General features: G+C 41.8%; 18 protein-coding genes and 1 tRNA gene. 18 read left to right on the forward strand and 1 reads right to left on the reverse strand.

Annotated elements, in window-relative coordinates; all coding sequences use genetic code 11:
- The first annotated feature begins 144 nt into the window (after positions 1–144).
- From NXR94_RS15070 to NXR94_RS15120, 11 genes are all read left to right on the forward strand, one after another.
- A complete protein-coding gene (locus NXR94_RS15070) occupies positions 145–672 on the forward strand; it encodes a hypothetical protein (protein ID WP_258105494.1) in 528 nt (175 codons plus the stop codon).
- Positions 673–948: 276 nt separating this feature from the next.
- A complete protein-coding gene (locus tag NXR94_RS15075; RefSeq protein WP_258105495.1) occupies positions 949–1707 on the forward strand; it encodes an alpha/beta fold hydrolase in 759 nt (252 codons plus the stop codon).
- 157 nt (positions 1708–1864) lie between these two features.
- Positions 1865–2317, forward strand: a complete 453-nt coding sequence (locus tag NXR94_RS15080; protein WP_258105496.1) for a hypothetical protein — start codon at positions 1865–1867, stop codon at positions 2315–2317.
- 222 nt (positions 2318–2539) lie between these two features.
- Positions 2540–3175, forward strand: a complete 636-nt coding sequence (locus tag NXR94_RS15085; RefSeq protein ID WP_258105497.1) for a hypothetical protein — start codon at positions 2540–2542, stop codon at positions 3173–3175.
- A 159-nt stretch (positions 3176–3334) separates the two neighbouring features.
- Entirely contained in the window at positions 3335–3982 is a 648-nt protein-coding gene (locus NXR94_RS15090) for an alpha/beta hydrolase (RefSeq protein WP_258105498.1), read from the forward strand.
- 300 nt (positions 3983–4282) lie between these two features.
- Positions 4283–4645, forward strand: a complete 363-nt coding sequence (locus NXR94_RS15095) for a transposase (RefSeq protein ID WP_374988008.1) — start codon at positions 4283–4285, stop codon at positions 4643–4645.
- A gap of 288 nt (positions 4646–4933) precedes the next feature.
- Positions 4934–5515, forward strand: coding sequence for a Crp/Fnr family transcriptional regulator (locus NXR94_RS15100; RefSeq protein ID WP_258105499.1), 582 nt, complete (start codon positions 4934–4936; stop codon positions 5513–5515).
- Positions 5516–5598: 83 nt separating this feature from the next.
- Positions 5599–6219 carry a hypothetical protein gene (locus tag NXR94_RS15105; protein ID WP_258105500.1) on the forward strand — a complete coding sequence of 207 codons (621 nt, stop codon included), beginning with the start codon at positions 5599–5601 and terminating at the stop codon, positions 6217–6219.
- Between the two features lie 158 nt (positions 6220–6377).
- On the forward strand, positions 6378–7646 hold the full coding sequence (locus NXR94_RS15110) for a phosphatidylserine decarboxylase (protein ID WP_258105501.1): 1269 nt from the start codon (positions 6378–6380) through the stop codon (positions 7644–7646).
- Between the two features lie 9 nt (positions 7647–7655).
- Positions 7656–8525, forward strand: a complete 870-nt coding sequence (locus NXR94_RS15115) for a glycoside hydrolase family 16 protein (RefSeq protein ID WP_258105502.1) — start codon at positions 7656–7658, stop codon at positions 8523–8525.
- Between the two features lie 266 nt (positions 8526–8791).
- Positions 8792–12013: a sensor histidine kinase gene (locus NXR94_RS15120; RefSeq protein ID WP_258105503.1), complete on the forward strand. Its 3222-nt coding sequence runs from the start codon at positions 8792–8794 to the stop codon at positions 12011–12013.
- A 128-nt stretch (positions 12014–12141) separates the two neighbouring features.
- Here the strand turns inward: NXR94_RS15120 and gap are convergent, their stop codons facing one another.
- On the reverse strand, positions 12142–13146 hold the full coding sequence (gap, locus tag NXR94_RS15125; protein ID WP_258105504.1) for a type I glyceraldehyde-3-phosphate dehydrogenase: 1005 nt from the start codon (positions 13144–13146) through the stop codon (positions 12142–12144).
- A 339-nt stretch (positions 13147–13485) separates the two neighbouring features.
- Here gap and NXR94_RS15130 point away from each other — a divergent pair.
- From NXR94_RS15130 to NXR94_RS15160, 7 genes are all read left to right on the forward strand, one after another.
- A tRNA-Glu gene (locus tag NXR94_RS15130) sits at positions 13486–13557 on the forward strand.
- A gap of 141 nt (positions 13558–13698) precedes the next feature.
- Positions 13699–14124, forward strand: coding sequence for an Rrf2 family transcriptional regulator (locus NXR94_RS15135; RefSeq protein ID WP_258105505.1), 426 nt, complete (start codon positions 13699–13701; stop codon positions 14122–14124).
- A gap of 45 nt (positions 14125–14169) precedes the next feature.
- Positions 14170–14892: an iron-sulfur cluster repair di-iron protein gene (gene ric / locus NXR94_RS15140; RefSeq protein ID WP_258105506.1), complete on the forward strand. Its 723-nt coding sequence runs from the start codon at positions 14170–14172 to the stop codon at positions 14890–14892.
- Between the two features lie 27 nt (positions 14893–14919).
- Positions 14920–15387: a cytochrome c gene (locus tag NXR94_RS15145; RefSeq protein ID WP_258105507.1), complete on the forward strand. Its 468-nt coding sequence runs from the start codon at positions 14920–14922 to the stop codon at positions 15385–15387.
- Between the two features lie 18 nt (positions 15388–15405).
- Positions 15406–15978, forward strand: coding sequence for a fasciclin domain-containing protein (locus NXR94_RS15150; RefSeq protein ID WP_258105508.1), 573 nt, complete (start codon positions 15406–15408; stop codon positions 15976–15978).
- Between the two features lie 18 nt (positions 15979–15996).
- On the forward strand, positions 15997–17958 hold the full coding sequence (gene nosZ, locus NXR94_RS15155; RefSeq protein ID WP_258105509.1) for a Sec-dependent nitrous-oxide reductase: 1962 nt from the start codon (positions 15997–15999) through the stop codon (positions 17956–17958).
- Between the two features lie 77 nt (positions 17959–18035).
- The gene (locus tag NXR94_RS15160) at positions 18036–19061 is read left to right on the forward strand and encodes a nitrous oxide reductase accessory protein NosL (RefSeq protein ID WP_258105510.1); all 1026 of its coding nucleotides are present in this window, start codon (positions 18036–18038) and stop codon (positions 19059–19061) included.
- Positions 19062–19150: the final 89 nt, after the last annotated feature.

Genomic DNA, 19150 nt, shown 5'->3' on the forward strand with positions numbered 1-19150 from the left:
GCAGGTACCAAATCGACCAATAGGTCTCAAATCCTGGTTAGCGCTTGGTTCAAAACCTGCCTTTCCTATCTTTAAGTTATTAAATTCAGTTTCTTGGAATATTTATAGGAAGGGAAGCTAAAGGTTGTGGTTCATTAGTACTCCATGAGATATATTTTCATCCTACTCATTCTAACTTCTTCGTGTATAACTAAGAAGCCACTATCTGAGCAGATAATTGGATTTTGGTACTACTGCCAACCAAACGGAACATATCATGAAGTTCATATCTTCGAAGGCCGATTTTCAACGCATTTCGGAACTCTTCCATTTAACCCATATGATGAACTAGAGTATTCACTAACTGCTGACACAGTTACATTCGAACTCAAGAACTGGAATCCAGGAACTGTTAAAGCTAAGATCAAAGTGATAGACAAAGACCAGATTTCATGGCAGATTGTAAATGCTGACACAACCTTTGCGCCTCAACTACTAACCAGAATCCCCTTCGAAATTCAACTAAAACCTGAAAGTGATTCAGTAAGTCTCTACGACTGGAGTAACGAACAATTTCAAACAAGAATTAAACGCATTGCCTGTTCTGACCTCAGAACACCTGAGCAAATTTATCAAGACTCAATAGACCAAGCGGAGATTGATGCCTTTATCGACTCCCTTGACTTCCTATAAACGCAACCACAACAAGCGCTAGCACGAATGCGCCAACAGCAACTTTACAAACTTCAGTGCAAACATCACCATGAATCAGCCGCTGAGAAAGTTTAGTGCTTTCTACAGGGTTTGGCTCGCAGGAGTTTTCATCTTTCTGAACGCAGTGCATTCTGGATACTTTGTGAGCACCAGCAGATTCATTAGTTTTATCGGAACTTGCTAAGCTCGGGGCGCACTCCTGCTAGCTTAGCGTTGTGCGTCACTTTGAAATATGAACCTTAAAACTAGTGTATTATGAAATATTGCAAAATTTTATTGGTCTATATCCTAGTAACCATAACCTATCAAAATTTATATTCTCAAAGTGATAATAAATCTATTTTCGTTATAGTTCATGGTACTTGGGGTGGTGGTTGGGGTTTTAAAAAAGTGGACTCCCTGCTCACTGTAAAGGGCAATATAGTGTATAGGCCAACGCTTACCGGTCAAGGTGAAAGAGTGCATTTGTCTTCACCTGAAATTGGATTAAGAACACATATCGCAGATATTGTAAACACCATACTTTATGAAGACCTTCATGATGTCATTTTAGTTGGTCATAGTTATGGTGGAATGGTTATTACAGGAGTAGCTGACAGTATTCCAGAGAGAATAAAGAAACTTGTTTATGTTGATGCAGCCATTCCTGAAAATGGTGAGAGTCTTATATCAATTTTTAAATTGAAAAATGAAGGTCAATTTAAAAATGTAAATGGATTTCTAATTCCATCTTGGGTACCAAATGAACAAAAACCACCAAAGGATGTGCCTCATTCGTATAAAACATATACCGACCCCATAGTTCTTAAAAACCCTTTGAGGATGAAAATTCCAACAACCTTTATCCTTACTGTTGACAAAGGAAAAGAACCAAAAGATGATTATTTGGCACCTCAAGCTGAACGTGCCAAAAAAAGGGGATGGATAGTTTTACAATTAGAAGCTGATCATAATCCTCAATGGTCAGCTCCTGTGGGATTGGTTGAAATGCTAGTGGAAATCGTTGAAAAATAAAAAGCGAACGCACAACAATGTATAAAAATAATAGCCGAGATAGTAGTAAATTAAAGGGTTGTAGCCCGCATCAATTTTCTTATAATTTATCAGGAAAGTGCTACGTAGTCGGCTACTATTCTTGTACTTACCGTTACCTGCCATAGGCACTCCGCATATGAGAATCTTCTTAACACTCTTCATCATTACTTGCTTTGACCTTTCAACGATGGGACAAGCAACTGAGCATGAGTTTAGATGCATGGTCAACACCTATACTTTCGAACTGCCTAACGATTTTCGAACTTCTCATTCCCACTATACAGAAGGAGATTACAACATTTTTTACCGATTGGATACTATTGCCAAAACCGACACAACTCGATTAACTCTTCACTGTGGAAGTATGGTCAAACTACCCCATCTGACTGATTCAACATTTATTGTTGAACGAACTTCTGAACTCGAACGCTCAGGGAAACAAACGAACGGACGATATTGGCGAGAACTCAACTTATCCAAAGGCATCAACATCTTCTTTCAAGATGCAACTGTAGAAGAACGCGAACTTTTTGACGAGGTAATTACAAAACTTCTGGAACAAATAAAACAGGCAGGTAACAGACGCTGATCGGGCATATGTCAACGTGCTTTCTGGCTGATTTAAGTGCAGCTCGATCGTGAATCTGCCGCTGAGATACGGCAGTGCTTTCTACAGATTTTTGCTCGCAGGAGTTTTGACTTTCAGAACGCAGTGCTTCGTAGATGCCGTTGTAGGTGTTGGGCAGTTTCACTATTTTACTGCTTTTTACAGACGGATGTGGCCACTCGCCATATCTGATAGGCTTAATTGATGAATAGAATCGTAATAATAATTTCATTTTCCGTAGTAATGTCTTGTACTAACAAATCACAAGATAACAGTCTACCTTTAGACAACGAAAATACCGATTTTACCACTGAAGAAGTCTTTTCATTTGATTTTCCAGAAACAAAAGCACCTGATAGTTTATACAAATTTCTTAACCGTCTAATAGAATTAGATAGCATCAAACCATTCGGAAGTAATATTCTTAGAATATCGTCAGTAGTAGTACCAGACATTAGTAAATATGACCTGTTGACTAATAACTTTAATCTCGTTGAAAACAAATCTGAATTACAAATATTGTCGAGATACAAGGACGATTTAATAAGTCATATTGATGGAGTTAAAAGCTATCAATTAGATTCAAAAATATTTACCAACATTCAGTTAGTGCCTTCAGATTCAATATACTTTATCACTGACAATAAAACTTCAAATTCAAGTGTACCTAAGGCATATTATCAATTTTTCACTCCTTTAATAAGTTCAGACGGTGTAATTGCGATTGTATTAGTTGAGCTAATTTGTCCAGGACTTTGCGGACAAGGAATTTATGTATTTCTTCAGAAGAAAAATGACGAATGGGTGAAAATTGGTTCAATAGTAGCATGGATTTCTTAAAATAAGCCTAACAACAACTAAACGTCATGGCGGGCTACTGGCGGATTGACAAGTCAATCCTTTTTGCTACTTTTGGGCGGACGTTTTGGTCTGCACTTCGGTTGACCGCCACGTCCGTTTAGTAAGAGCGTTACCTCTCATAATTCCCAGATTAAAGTTTTGAAAGTATATGGCATAGGTGGTTTAGGCGTAGATAAGAGAGTTTTCTCAGAACTGACTCTTAACTTCGATATAACACCTCTTGAATGGATTAACCCTGAACCCAATGAGACAATTCAAAACTATGCAGCCCGACTTTCTGAACAAATTGACACCAAGGAACCCTTTGGAATTATCGGTATCTCCTTTGGCGGAATGATGGCGATTGAACTAAATAAGATTTTAAAACCGCAACTAATTGTATTGATATCATCGGCTGCAAGTAAATCAGACATCCCCATTCCGTTTCGAATTTTCGGAAGAACTGGACTGCTCAAGATAACTCCTAACTTCCTATTGAAACCACCACAATTTCTGGCTAACTATTTCTTTGGCGTAACTGAACCCAAATACAAGAAAATACTCAAACAAATTATCGCAGATACGAACATTGACTTTCTAAGATGGGCAACCAACCAAATTACCATATGGGATAACCATGAACGACCAACAAACATGCTCAGAATCCATGGAACATCGGATCGACTCCTGAACTTCTGCCAACATGATGATGTAACCGTAATTCCAAAAGCCGGACATTTTATGGTCATGAACAAGGCAGACGAACTAAGTCAGATCCTCAACCATATTATGAAATACGAGAGGTAACAATCGCTGATACGGCATGTGTCATAGTGCATTCTGAAAGTGCATCTGGACTCGACCACTATTCTGCCCATTCCCTCGCCCTTGTTGGTGTTATCACCGACAAGGCTTTCCAAGGTTGATTTAATAATAAAATAATTAGCTTCCATATATGGAAATCGTGAAAGATTATGCTCAGTTCATCACCGTGACAGCCCTAGACTGAAGCCTATCTTAGCAGACAGGACACACAAAGAAATCATCACTGAGAGTTTGAAATTCCTCGCCACAAGTCAAAGAATTTACCTGTATGCATTTGTAATTATGGACAATCACTTTCATCTGATCTGGCAGGTAAGAACTGGTCATAAAATGAAGGATGTTCAACGTGATTTTCTGAAATACACAGCCCAACAAATTAAGTTTTCAATAATTACCCATGAATCTGAAATGCTGAAGGAATTGCAAACTAATGGGGCAGATCGACGATATCAGTTTTGGCAAAGAAATTCTTTGAGTATTCCTCTTTATTCCAGATCTGTTTTTGAGCAGAAACTTGACTATATCTACCAAAACCCAGTAAAAGCAGGCATGGTTGCTGCGCCATGGGAGTATTACTATTCGTCGGCTGCTTTTTATTTTTTTGGTCAATCTGATTTTGATTTTCTATCGCATCATGTAAGCTGAGTGAGCTTTTGTTGGTGATAACACCAACAAAAGCTAGGGAATAAACAAAAACGAAAGCGAATATTATGCATGGGATATACCCCTCGCCCATGTCGGTGTTATCATGACATAAATTCTAAGGTTGTATGACATTTTGGAAATAATATCAACAATGGCCGGGCAGCCCTCTTTTCAATCGAGCAGGCCGGCTTTGAATGAAGCTTGAGATAAGCTATTTTTATTACCCTATTAAAAAAGACCTGGGCTTCATCACAAACTCAGGTATTGCTAAATCAACAACATAAAGCAATGCAAGACCTACTCTTTGATTTCATATCAAAATACATTTCTCTGACGGAGGAAGAAAAGAATGCAATAGTGTCGTTGGATATATTTCGTTCGGAAAAGAAGGGGACGGTTTTATTAAAGGCGGGACAGCGATCCAACGAGGTGCTCTTTGTATTAAAAGGTTGTATTCGGACTTATTACATTATCGATGGAGAGGAAAAATCAACCGCTTTTTACACAGAAATGGAAGGATTGACCCCTCATTGTGTCATGAACAAAGAACCTTCTGAGTACTATATAAGCTGTGTGGAAGACTCCATCTTAACAGTCTCCAATCCTGATATGGAAGCCGAGGTATTCGCCAAATTTCCAAAGTTTGAAACCCTCTGTAGGGTCTTGTCCGAGGAGCTTCTAGCCAAACAGCAGATCAATTTTGACCAGTTTAAAACTTCTTCACCCGAACAGCGCTATCTGAATTTATTGCATAAAAGGCCGGATCTCATTCAGCGCGTTCCACAGCACCAGTTAGCCAGTTATTTAGGCATCAAACCACAATCATTAAGCAGATTAAGAGCCAGAATTGTTGATAAAAGCAAGAGCTGAGCATCATTAGTTAACTTAAGTGAACGATTTCAGGCATGGAGCCAGGGTAATTTTGACGTATCGTTTAACAATCATCAAATGGTATGGAAAAGAAACTGGTATTAATTGGCTTGGTCGTAATGTTGATTAGCCCTTTTAAACTCAAAGCGCAATACAGAAAACAAGATAGTATCTATAAAAAGTGCTTTGTGGGTAGTACGTTATTTGTGCTGGGTAATCTGGACACTAAAAACAGACCCGATTTTGCACAACTAAACTTAGGTTATCGTATTACCGGAAAGGATGTGATTTCTTTAGAGCTAAAAACCTGGAAATATGGCTGGCCTCTAGGGATCCCTTTTGGCAGTTCTTTTGAATCACCGGAGGAAAAATTTCCCGGGTATATACGTGAATATGGATATGCCCTGGCTTATCAGCGATTTATTTGGAAAGGGCTGTTTGCAGCCGTTCACATAATGAATGCCTGGCAAACTTTTGTAGATGATGGCGGTCATAAGATTGATAATGGATTTCAGGTTTTCAATACTTACCGGGTGGGCTATCATGTCAGGCTTTTCAAAGACAGGTTTTTCATACAGCCATCTATTGCGGCCACTCATCGTCCCTATCATACAAAAATGCCGGAAAGCTTTAAGCAGGTAGACGATAGATGGGGGAAGTTCTTCTTTGGAGAACCGGGGATGCATTTCGGATTCAATTTTTAGTCCCTTGTATGTTGACTACGCAGGCCCGCTATCTTCCTGGTTGATGATGAGAGCGGTAAGTGTTTTGACGTAGTTGTGAACCTGGTGTATCGTGATATACATCATTTCTCTTATTCCTGATCTTCCCTAACTTTAGAATATGAGCTAAACCTAAAACGATGAGACTACTTCAGAACCTATTATTTGCGTTAGCGGTAACCGTATTCCTTTCCTCATGCAATAATTCAAAGGAGAAAATTCAATACGGCAAGGCCACACAAGAACTAATTCAACTTGTAGAAAAAGACGCGGAATTAAAAGAAATGCTGATTGCTTCCATTAATAAAGCCAGTCAGATCAATCCGGATCAAAATACCAATCCCGTTCAAAGCCTGGAAGATTACTATGAATTTGTTAGCTGGGCAGAAACTTCGATGCCGTGGGCGCTACTGAAAAAAGAGGAATACCCGGAGATATTTAATAACATTTTCCAATCCTTTGGGGCCTTCTACTTTATAATAGATCAACCGCTATCTCAATTGGAAGGTAAGGGACTCGTCAATAATTCGTTACAATATGCTGAGCCTTTCGCTTCCTGGCTGGTAACCTTCAGCAAATCATGGGGAAGCTTTTTGGATACGGAAGATTCCTGGAACAATGAATACTACATGATGGCTTTGAAAGACCCTAACTTTGGTCTCCAAAATGGTTGGTATGAAGATCCGTCAAATTGGAAAACCTTCAATGACTTCTTTGCAAGATATCTCAAGTCTCCGGAAGCACGTCCTATTGCATCTCCGGATGTGGATTCGATCGTAGTGGCATTCGCTGATTCTCAACCCATGGGAGTCTGGGCCATTGATAGCAGCTCCAACCTGGTGCGCAATGATGGAGTTCCGGTAAAATCGATGACTTTAAAATCTGTATCAAAGCTAATAGGAGAGGATAGTGAATATAAAGATGCTTTTGCCGGAGGTACTTTCACACACTCATTTTTGAATGTCAATGACTATCACAGGTATCATTTTCCAATGAGTGGGACGATCAGGGAGGCACGAATCATTCAGGGGATTAATCCGACCGGAGCAAAACTATGGTGGGACAGTGAAAATAAACGATATGCTTTCGATGCATCGGCTAAAACAGGATGGCAATCGGTTGAAACCAGGGGCTGTGTGATTTTGGAAACGAAGGAATACGGGATGGTAGCACTCATGCCGATTGGGATGGTGGCTGTTAGCTCCGTAAACCTGGAAGAAAATGTGATTCCTGGTACCCAGGTGGAGAAAGGGGATATGCTTGGGTATTTTGCTTTCGGAGGTTCTGATTTTGTGATGATCTTTCAGGATAAAGTTACCTTCACCATAGATGCACCCATGGAAGAAGGTAGTGATTCTTATAAACACATGTTAATGGGAGAGCGCCTGGGCTATCTTACCGGGAAATAAGGATAACAAATGATAAAATTTAAATGGAAGGGACTTTCTGTCAGCCTGTTTTTTGGAGGGTTCACCCTTTTGCTTGCGGAATGTAAGGTTGGGATCAATCAACAGTATGAGGTTTCGCTTCCTCTGGAGGTAGAGGAAGCGGGCTATCTATTAAAATGGAAAGACGATTTCAATACACTTAATCCTGAATACTGGACAGTAGGATTAAAGGATTCTATTTCCGGGGATATGGTTCCCGGTGCATCCGGCAGGTACTTGCTCAACGATTATTATGATGCCTACTATACAGAGGAGGATGTTTTCATTGAGAATGGCGAACTGGTACTGCAAAACCGGAAAAGGAAGATCGAAGGGGTAAGTCCTGAGGGTACTTTTCATTATACCTCGGGCTGGGTGATGTCGATGCATAAGGTATATTTCAATGAAGGGTACGTCGAGGTTAGAGCTCAGTTTCCCAGGGGTGACAAAGTATGGCCGGCAATCTGGCTGATACCTGAAGATCTAACCTGGTGCCCGGAGTGGGACCTTTTTGAATATTTTGGCTATCGAAGTGATTTAGGGTTTGATCAAATGGGAATGCATCAATGTTATTCTCGCTGGCCTGATGAGGAGTGGAAGGATTACTTTATCCCTGATTTTGATGAAAAACACCAAAACGAACAATGGCATGTCTATGGCTTTTTGTGGACTTCGGAGTATGCGGTGTGGTATCTGGATGGCAAGGAAGTTCGACGTTTATCTTCTCAGGGAATTTCGGATTGGCCCTCAAAGGATATGTACATTGTGCTCAACAACGGTACTCGCACCGAATCCCCTGATAGCGATACTGAATGGCCCAATTATTTTAGGATTGATTATATCAAATTGTTTGAAAAATGATTAGATCATGAATGATTAATCATTCGTGCTTCATGAAAAACAACCCATGATGCAATGATGGATTTTTTTCATATAACGTCAAGATGCCGAAGGTAATCAGCTAGCTAGTCCCATTCTAAAACTTATCCAATTTCCAATTGGAATCTCCTCTATCTATTCATTAGGGTTTACCGCATTCTTTTATAAATTATGAAAGCAATTGTTCATTAAGCAAGAATTAAAACGTGGTGAGATCTTATCTTATTATATGGGTCTGTTTTCAAGCCTTGAGTGCTTTTGGGCAGGAGCATTTGGATGTAGATCGACTAAAGTTCAAGCACATTAATCAGGGCCTTTTAAGCCCGCATGTTACTGCTGTTGTCGAGGATTTTCGGGGGTTTATATGGGTGGGGACGAGAAACGGATTGCATAGGTATTCCGGTGAAGGTTTTAAGGCCTATGAACCGGATGCACGCGATTCCCTGAGTCTGAGCTATGGATATGTTCATGACCTTTATGAGGACGACAACCGCAACCTATGGGTAGCAACCTATGGAGGGGGACTGCATCGTTTTGACTATGAAACAGAAACATTTGAATGTTTTCGGCATATCCAGGAGGATACCCTGAGTCTTCCGAGTGATTTTATTTATCAAATTCTGGACAATGGGAAGGGAAAGCTTGTGTTGGCTACCAATGTTGGGCTTGTTGTTTTTGATATGAGCACCAAAAAAGTATTGCAATACCTACTTCCCAATCAGGTGGTAAGATCTGTAATGATGGATTCGGAAGGTGTTATTTGGGCGGGTGGTTATGAGTTATGGCGGTGCGAGTTTGATGCTTCAGGGAGTCTGGAAGTGAAAGAATATGACAAGGAGGTTCCCAGTAGTGATATTCGGAATATCGTCCAGGATAGTCATGGTGATCTGTGGCTGGCTACCTGGGATGCAGGGCTATATCGGATCAATCATAGAGATGGAACTTTTCGCAAGGTTCTTTTGCCCATTGAAGAAAGTATTAGCGAAGGCCGCAATTTGCTTTGTCTGAATGTTGATAGAAATGGAAACTTGTGGATTGGTTCCGAAAATGACGGGTTATACCTCTATGTTATCAACGAGGATCGGTGGCTTCAATATCAGCATATCAAGGAAGTTCCTACCAGCCTGGGATACAACTCTGTATTCGATATTTATGAAGATTCGAATGGTCGGGTTTGGGTTGGGCTATACAATGAAGGGCTCAATTTGGCAGACCCTTATCGAAAGAGATTTGAATTGATAAAGAATGATGGCTCCAGCCAATATTCTCTTCCCGATGGAAGCGTTAGTGCCTTTCTGGAAGTGGATGATCAACTTTTAATTGCTTCGGATGGTGGAGGGGTCAGCTTTTTTAATGAGGAGAAAGGAGTATTTCGAAGGTTAAGCAATGAAAACGGGCTCAAGAGTAACAAGGTGATCTCACTAGGTCAGACTGCGGATGGCAAAGTGATGATTGGCTCCTGGGGAAAGGGGCTTACATTGTACGACCCTGGTTCCGGTCGGTTTGAGTATTTCATGCATGACCCTCAGAATCCTCAGTCCATCGTTGATAATTATGTATATAGTATTTGTCCGGATGTACACCATCCCGGCCATTATTGGGTGAGCAGTTGGACCAGTGGTTTGGAACGGTTCGATTATCAGGCTGGAACCTTTCGACATTGGGGTTGGCATCATGAATCACAATACACCCCGGGGGATCCTAATATTTATCAAATCAGTTATGACAAAAATCAAAATTTGTGGTTAGCGACTAATAATGGCCTTAATAAGGGCATCTTCAATGCTGAAGAAGAGAGTCTGAAATTTGAAAAATTTCATCACGATGAAAATGATAGTGCCAGTCTTTCGGAAAACGCCATAAGTACTGTTTTATCCGATAGCAAGAATAGACTTTGGGTGGGCAGCAACTCTACTGGCCTGAATCTTTATTTAACTGAGAGTGGTGCATTTCGCAGATGGGATAAGAGCGATGGGATTTCCGGTAATGAAATTCATGGTATTCTGGAGGATTCCAAAGGGGATTTGTGGATCTCAACAAATGAGGGAATTACACAAGTCACGTTACAGGGAGTCGAGCCGGAAACGCTTCAGTTGACCTTTCAAAACTATGATGCCAGCGATGGGTTGCAGGCTGGATCTTTTCATCCCAATAGTTGCTACGTTACCCATGATGGGCGATTTGTCTTCGGAGGGCAAAAAGGAATGAACATTTTTTATCCGGAGCAGATCAAAATGAATAAGAAGGCACCGAAAGTATATTTGGTTGACTTTAAGTTGGCAGGAAAAAAAGTGGTTTTTGGGGAAAGCTCAGTTTTGCCTAAACATATCAGCTTCAATCCCACTATCGAGCTTGAGTACGATCAAAACTTCTTTTCTTTTGAATTTGTGGCATTGAATTATACCAATCCTTCCAAGACAAAATATGCTTATCAGATGGTAGGGGTAGATAAGGATTGGGTGTTTACTTCAGGCAATGAAGCTAATTATACAACTGTTCGTCCGGGCGACTATCTTTTCAAGGTTAAAGCTTCCAATGGAGACGGAGTGTGGAATGAGGAGGGAGCCCAATTGAGATTAATCGTATATCCACCATTCTATGAAACCTGGTGGTTTAGAGGTTTTGTGGTGGTCCTCCTTATTCTGTCTGCGACCATCATTTTTAGAATCCGGACCAACAGCATTATCCGATCAAAAAAGCTTTTGGAAGTGAGGGTGAAGGAGCGCACCAGGGAATTGTCTGAAGCCCTATCAGAGTTGAAAGGGACCCAACATCGATTGGTTCAGGCTGAAAAGATGAGTGGGCTGACAACACTTGCTTCCGGGCTTGCACATGAGCTTAATAATCCATTTAATTATATCATAGGAGCTTCTACGATACTTAAAGATGATGAAATGGATAATGAAAGCAGGCTCACAGCACTCAATATGATGGATGAAGGAATTGGGCGGTCTACGAAGATCATTAAGAGATTGACACGACTAACCAATACGGGGTCTATTGAGCGTCAGGAGGTGAGATTATCAGAGATGGTTGCGTCATCTTTTGCAGATCTTGCGGAGACAAACGAAAAGGTACTGATTAGGATTGAGCATGAGAAAGACCACGTAATGAGACTGCCTGATGCGGGTTTATCTCAGATAGTCAGAAATATTGTTCGAAATGGGATTTACGAAGCTGAAAGGCACTATGATGGAATACAACCTACCGTTAGGATTCAAACACGATTGGAGAGTGAGAACGAAGAAACCTGGTTATATATAGAGGTTGAAAATACGGGACCTTTGATCAAAGAGGATCAGATGAATAAACTTTTCGAGCCCTTTTATACTACAAAGCCTCCCGGAGACGGCGCTGGTTTAGGACTAACCGAATGTTATTTTCTACTTGAGCATTATGGGGGGAATATTACGGTCACTAATACGGATGGAGGAGTACGTGTTACCGTAAGACTACCGGTAGAAGAGTAGTGAATACTAAAGGTTTGACCCTAATAGCAGCGCAGGAAAAGCTTTTTCACCTGCTAGTCAATGGGGTAAAATACCAACAAAAAAGGCTTCCATTTGGAAGCCTTTTTCTATTAATAGCTATTCTGTTCTTACTTAGAAGCAATGTATTGAAGTAGCTCAACCACTTTTGTTGAGTAACCCCACTCATTGTCATACCATGAAACAACTTTCACGAATTTTGGAGTCAACTGGATACCAGCACCCGCATCGAAGATTGAGGTTCTGCTATCACCGATGAAGTCGTTAGAAACAACTGCATCTTCAGTGTAACCAAGAATTCCTTTCAAAGGACCTTCTGATGCTTCTTTCATAGCAGCACAGATCTCTTCGTAAGTAGTTTCAGTTTTCAGCTGAGCAGTAAGGTCAACAACAGACACATCAGGAGTAGGAACTCTGAATGCCATACCAGTCAATTTACCATTCAACTCAGGAATCACTTTACCTACGGCTTTAGCAGCACCAGTAGATGAAGGGATGATGTTCTGACCAGCACCTCTACCACCTCTCCAATCTTTCATAGAAGGACCGTCAACAGTTTTCTGAGTAGCAGTTGTAGCGTGTACAGTAGTCATCAAACCAGACTCGATACCGAATTTATCATTCAACACCTTAGCGATAGGTGCAAGACAGTTAGTAGTACAAGATGCGTTTGATACGAAAGTCATATCAGAAGTGTAAGTATCATGATTCACACCCATTACGATCATTGGTGTATCGTCTTTAGAAGGTGCAGACATGATCACTTTTTTGGCACCTGCTTCGATGTGACCCTGAGCAGACTCTTTTGTCAGGAACAATCCTGTAGATTCAACAATGTATTCAGCACCAATATCACTCCACTTAAGGTCAGCCGGGCTTCTTTCAGCAGTTACTCTGATAGCCTGACCATTCACAACCAATTTACCATCTTTCACTTCCACATCTCCTTTAAACTGACCATGTGTGGAATCATACTTTAACATGTAGGCCATGTAATCAACGTCGATAAGGTCGTTGATACCCACTACTTCAATGTTCGGATTTTCTACAGCAACTCTGAAAACGAGTCTTCCGATTCTACCGAATCCATTAATCCCGATTTTTACTTTTGACATGATGGTAATTTTAAGTGTGTATAATAATTAGACCGCAAATTTATAATTCTCCTTGTCAGAAACAAACCTAAATGACTGCAATAAAACAAGTTAAAGTACATTAATTCCCTAAGCCTAGCTACATATGATGATCCTTGAGAAATTCAAAACAGGGGTATTAATATTATGTAAACGTTTGTTTGGCCTAATAAGCTGATAATTGCAATTAACGTTGAGTTTCAAACTCTCAAATTATTTTCAAATAATTTTTAAGAGGGTTTGTAAATATTCTGATTACTTCTATTTTTGCACCACCAAAACAAAACGAGCTGACAAAAATCAGCAAGTTTTAAACAAAATGGTCCGTTCGTCTAGGGGTTAGGACGCCAGGTTTTCATCCTGGTAACAGGGGTTCGATTCCCCTACGGACTACTAAAAAGCCTCTTAGGATATCCTAAGAGGCTTTTCTTTTTTAGTTCAATTCTGAACTGATGAAAATCATACTGCATTATTTCGGATAATATTGTCCGTAATTATTTCTTCCACTAGCTTAGTCCTTAAATAACAGCCAATATGTTTTCGAAAGCTTGTGAGTATGCCCTCAAAATCATGATCTATTTATGCTCCGTGCAGGAAGATGGCAAACGCGCAGGCTTGAAGGATATTGCAGAAGCCATTGCATCACCGGAGGCCTTTACGGCCAAAATATTGCAACAGTTGGTACGCAATAGGCTATTACATTCCGTAAGAGGTCCGAGCGGTGGTTTTGTTTTGAGGAAGGAGCCCATTCCACTCATCGATGTGGTTGTGGCAATTGATGGTGAAGGCCTGGTGAAAAATTGTGTGCTGGGATTGGAAGAATGCTCTAAAGATCGACCATGTCCGGCCCATGAAAAGTTTTCAGCCGTGAGGGATCACCTGACCGGTGTACTGACTTCTACGATGCTGACGGATTTGAAAGGAGGGATCATTCAGGGAAACAGTTTCCTGAAGTTGTAAAAATTTTAAATAAAAAAGGATAAAAAGGTCTTAAAATCTTTAATTATGAAAAACCTAGCTCAGTCTAAAGTAGGGCAGATTGTTGCCGCCAATTATCGGACATCCACCGTATTCACAGCCCACAACATTGACTTCTGCTGTGGTGGCGGAGTCACTTTGGAACAGGCATGTAAAGACAAGAATGCTGATCTCAATGAAGTGTTGCGTGAACTGGAGGATTCGTTCAAAACTCGTGATACCAACGACTACCAGGGCCTCCAACCGGATGGTCTGGTAAAAATGATCACCAATGTCCACCATAGCTATGTCTCAGCCACCATACCCGCCCTCGAGGTATATCTGGGCAAGCTCTGCAGGGTGCATGGGGAGCGACATCCTGAACTGCTACAAATAGCCGATCTGTTCAAAGAGGGTTCTCGCGCCCTTCTTGACCATATGAAAAAGGAAGAATTGGTTCTCTTTCCATATATCCTGGCCATGGTTGAAGCTAAGAAAAATGGTTTTTCGCTTTCCAAACCTCATTTCCAAAATGTAGAAAACCCTATACAGGTTATGGAACATGAGCACGATCAGGAGGGTATGCGGTTCCGCATCATTAACGAACTGTCAAACAACTATGAATGTCCTCCTGATGGCTGTCAAACCTACCGGGTGACCTACGCTATGCTCAAGGAATTTGAAGAAGACCTTCACAAGCATATACATCTGGAGAACAATATTCTGTTCCCGGCAGTGCGAAAGCTTTTTCAAGAATTTGAATTCGAATGAACAGTGATAAACCTAAAAATTGAAATCATGAAATACTTAATAACCCCTGTTTTGATCTTGACACTTTTGATCTTGTTCTCGTGTGGAGGAGGAGGCAAAAGCAAAATCGAGCAGATAAAACAACAATCTACGGTGGAGCCGGCTGATCCCTATGATTTGTGGCAATCTAATCATGGAGTCGGTCCTGTTCAGGCCTTTGAATTGCCAGCAGAAATTGACCAGGTACTCGTCAGTTCCGGTCAGGAAATCTATGAATCCAAATGTACTGCCTGCCATAAGGTGGATAAGAGATTCATCGGTCCGGCACCAACGGGTATTCTTTCCAGGCGCACTCCCGCATGGATCATGAATATGATACTGAACCCTGAAAACATGGTTCAAAAGGATCCTATTGCAAAAAAACTACTGATGGAATTTAACGGATCACCCATGGCCAATCAGAACCTCACCAATGAGGAAGCCAGGGCGGTATTAGAATACTTCAGAACCTTATAACTCAAATCAACTATTCTCATGAAAACTTTAGCATCAAATTCCTTAATCTTTCTTCTGATACTGGGAATGTGGTCATGTACACCCCCTAAAGAAGGAGAGTCATCAACGAGTAACTCTGCTGCGGTCTCCACCCATCCGAAAGGTCAGGCCTCGGTTTCAGATGATGTATCTGATAAAAATATCCTACAGGTAGCCGTCTCTTCCGAAGCGCATTCAACGCTGGTTGCAGCAGTGGAAGCCGCACAAATAGAACACGTGCTCGTCAATGCCGGTCCACTGACGGTTTTTGCCCCAACTAATTCTGCTTTTGAGGCATTGCCTGATGGAACAGTAGAGAACTTGTTAAAACCCGAAAATAAGGGCCAGTTGGCCAACATTCTCACTCGTCATGCGGCACCTGGATCATATGATATTGAAGCGCTTAAAAAGGAAGCCCGAAAAGGAAGAAAACTATACATGGCCACCGGTGATTACCTCGAGGTGGTCGTGGATGGAGATAATGTGAGCGTAGGCGGAGCAGCTATTGTTGCTACAATCCCTACTTCAAACGGCATTATCCATGTCGTGGAACAAGTGATTTTACCAAACTAGTACTTAACCAACATTCTCATGAAAACAATACTAAAAGGATCGCAATTGTGGCTCATGGGCCTTGCTATCATGGTCATGTCTTGTGGCCAATCCAATAATCAAAACACCGGAGCGCTCGGTAGCAATATTGCTGAGAGGGTATATGTGGCTCCGGGGGAGCATGATGAATTTTATGCGTTTGTATCAGGAGGGTTTAGTGGCCAATTGGCTGTACACGGTCTGCCATCCGGACGGTTGTTCCGCGTCATACCGGTATTCTCACAAGATCCCGAAAAAGCGTTTGGCTATAACGAGGAAACCAAACCGATGCTCAACACTTCATTCGGTTTTGTTCCCTGGGATGACGCCCACCACCCCGACCTTTCTCAAACGAATGGTGAAATTGACGGACGTTGGTGCTTTATCAATGCAAACAATACCCCACGAATTGCCAGGATCAGTTTGTCCACTTTCGAAACGGAAGAGATCATTGAGTTGCCCAACAGTGCCGGTAATCACAGCTCGTCATTTGTGACTGAAAATACCGAATACATCGTGGCCGGAACGCGATTTTCCGTACCTGTGCCTCAACAGGACATTTCGATCAACGAGTATAAAGGCAAATTCAAAGGAGCGATGTCATTTATCAAGGTGGATCCAAATACCGGGCGTTTTAACCTGGAATTTCAAATTATGATGCCGGGCTTCGACTATGACCTTGCCCACCCGGGAAGAGGTAAATCCCATGGTTGGATGTTTTTCTCAACATACAACACAGAAGAAGCCAATACACTGCTTGAAGTCAATGCATCACAGAACGATAAGGATTTTATCGCGGCTATTAACTGGAAAAAAGCAGAAGAGCTCATAGCTAATGGGGATTTTGAAACGATGAATGTGGAGTATGCTCATAATGTTTACGATGAGGCCACACACTCTGCTACCTCAACTATCAAAAATGAGGTGAAGGTGATTGATCCGTCAAAATATCCGGGACTGGTCTATCTACTACCCACTCCCAAATCTCCACATGGATGTGATGTGGACCCTACTGGTGAATACATTGTTGGAAGTGGTAAACTATCTGCCAGTCTCACCGCGCATTCTTTTACCAAAATGTTGGCAGCGATCGAAAATCAAAAATTCGATGGAGACGTGTACAATATTCCCATTATCAACTATGATGATGTCGTGGGAGGTGTCGTACAGCAAGCGGGTCTGGGTCCATTGCATACAGAGTTTGACGGAAAGGGATTTGGGTATACCACCTTCTTTATTTCATCAGAAGTCGTGAAATGGAAAGTAGGAACCTGGGAAGTGGTGGACAGACAACCTACTTACTATTCAGTGGGCCACCTGATGATTCCCGGAGGAAATTCCAGAAAACCTTTTGGTAAGTACGTGCTGGCCATGAATAAAATCACCAAAGACAGGTACTTGCCTACGGGCCCTGAATTATGTCAATCCGCTCAGCTCTATGATATTTCAGGTGAAAAAATGGAACTACTACTGGACTTCCCAACCATTGGTGAGCCGCACTATGCTGCAGGTTGTCCGGCGGATTTGATCAAGCCCAATCAGAAAAAAATATTCAGATTGGAAGACAATCTGCATCCCTATGCAGCCAAAAGCGAGAAAGAGGCTCGTGTAGAGCGAGATGGAAATGAGGTACATATCTACATGACCACCATCAGGAGTCACTTTGCACCGGATAATATTGAAGGTGTCAAAGTGGGTGACAAGGTGTACTTCCACGTCACCAATCTGGAACAGGATTATGATGTGCCGCACGGAATATCCATGATTGGGGCGAATACTTCGGAGTTACTCATTATGCCGGGACAGACAGAAACATTTGTCTGGAAGCCCAAAAGAGTAGGAGTATGGCCCTTTTACTGTACAGATTTTTGTTCGGCGCTTCACCAGGAAATGCAGGGATACGTAAGGGTCTCTGACAAAGATGCCGACGTTCCATTGAGTTGGAGCCTCGATGGAGAATAATAGAAAGTTGATCTGTCAATAGGCAGGAAGATATGGCCGCCGAAGGCGGCCATATCTCCAAACTAAAACTAGAAGTCATGAAACGGTCTAAACTATACATGCTGGTTGGGGCATTGCTACTCGCAAGTTTGTTTGTGCTGCCGCTGTGGAACATCACCCTGGAAGCACCTCAGTATCCTACCCCGATAGGGATGAACATTTACATCACCAGGTTTACAGGTGTGGGAGAAAATGACATTCGGAACATCAACATCATGAACCATTATGTAGGTATGAAGGAAATCCCGGAGGTGATTCCGGAATTTACGATTTTCCCCTACTTCGTTGGTGGGATGATCTTATTGGGCCTTCTTTTCGCATTGATTGGTAATCGTAAACTTTACATTACGTGGTTTGGCCTTATGATCCTATTGGGCACATTGGCCATGTACGATTTTTACCAGTGGGAGTACGACTACGGACATGATCTTAAAGCCAATGCTGCTATTAAATTCACAGATGCAGACGGCAATCCCATGACCTACCAGCCTCCACTTATCGGAGCGAAAAGGATACTCAATTTCAGGGCGATATCCATGCCCAGAATTGGAACCTACCTCATGGTTTTGGGAATGGCCCTCTCGGTACTGGCCTTCATCCAACATAAAAAAGAGTCTGCCGGCAAACTGTCAGCAGTATTGATATTGGGCTTCCTGGTAACAGGCGTATGGTCGTGCGAGGTGAAACCCCAAAAGATCAACTATGGTACAGATGCCTGCGATTTCTGCAGAATGACCATCGTGGACCGCCAGCATGCGGCACAACTGGTCACAGAAAAAGGTAAGGCCTATAAGTATGATGCCATTGAATGCATGATGAACGACCTGAAGAAATGGGATCGTCCGGCGGTTGCCTTCTACCTGGTGGCTGACTATGCCAATCCGGGGGTGCTGACTGATGCCAGGGAAGCACATTTCCTCATTAGCGAGTCGATTCCCAGTCCGATGGGGGCATTTTTGACTGCATTCGCTTATGAGACAGCCCGGGCAGACACGTTTGATTCTGTAGGTGGTGAATTACTCTATTGGTCGGAACTGAAGAGTGAATTTGATCTAACTAACTAAAAAATAACAGGATATAGCTTCGGATTGATTCATGTTTTGAACCCCGTATTGGGAATGCATGATTGAGCTATTTTCTCCAATCTAAGCCA

Source organism: Marinoscillum sp. MHG1-6 (assembly GCF_024714475.1).
Classification (GTDB): Bacteria; Bacteroidota; Bacteroidia; order Cytophagales; family Cyclobacteriaceae; genus JAMZMI01.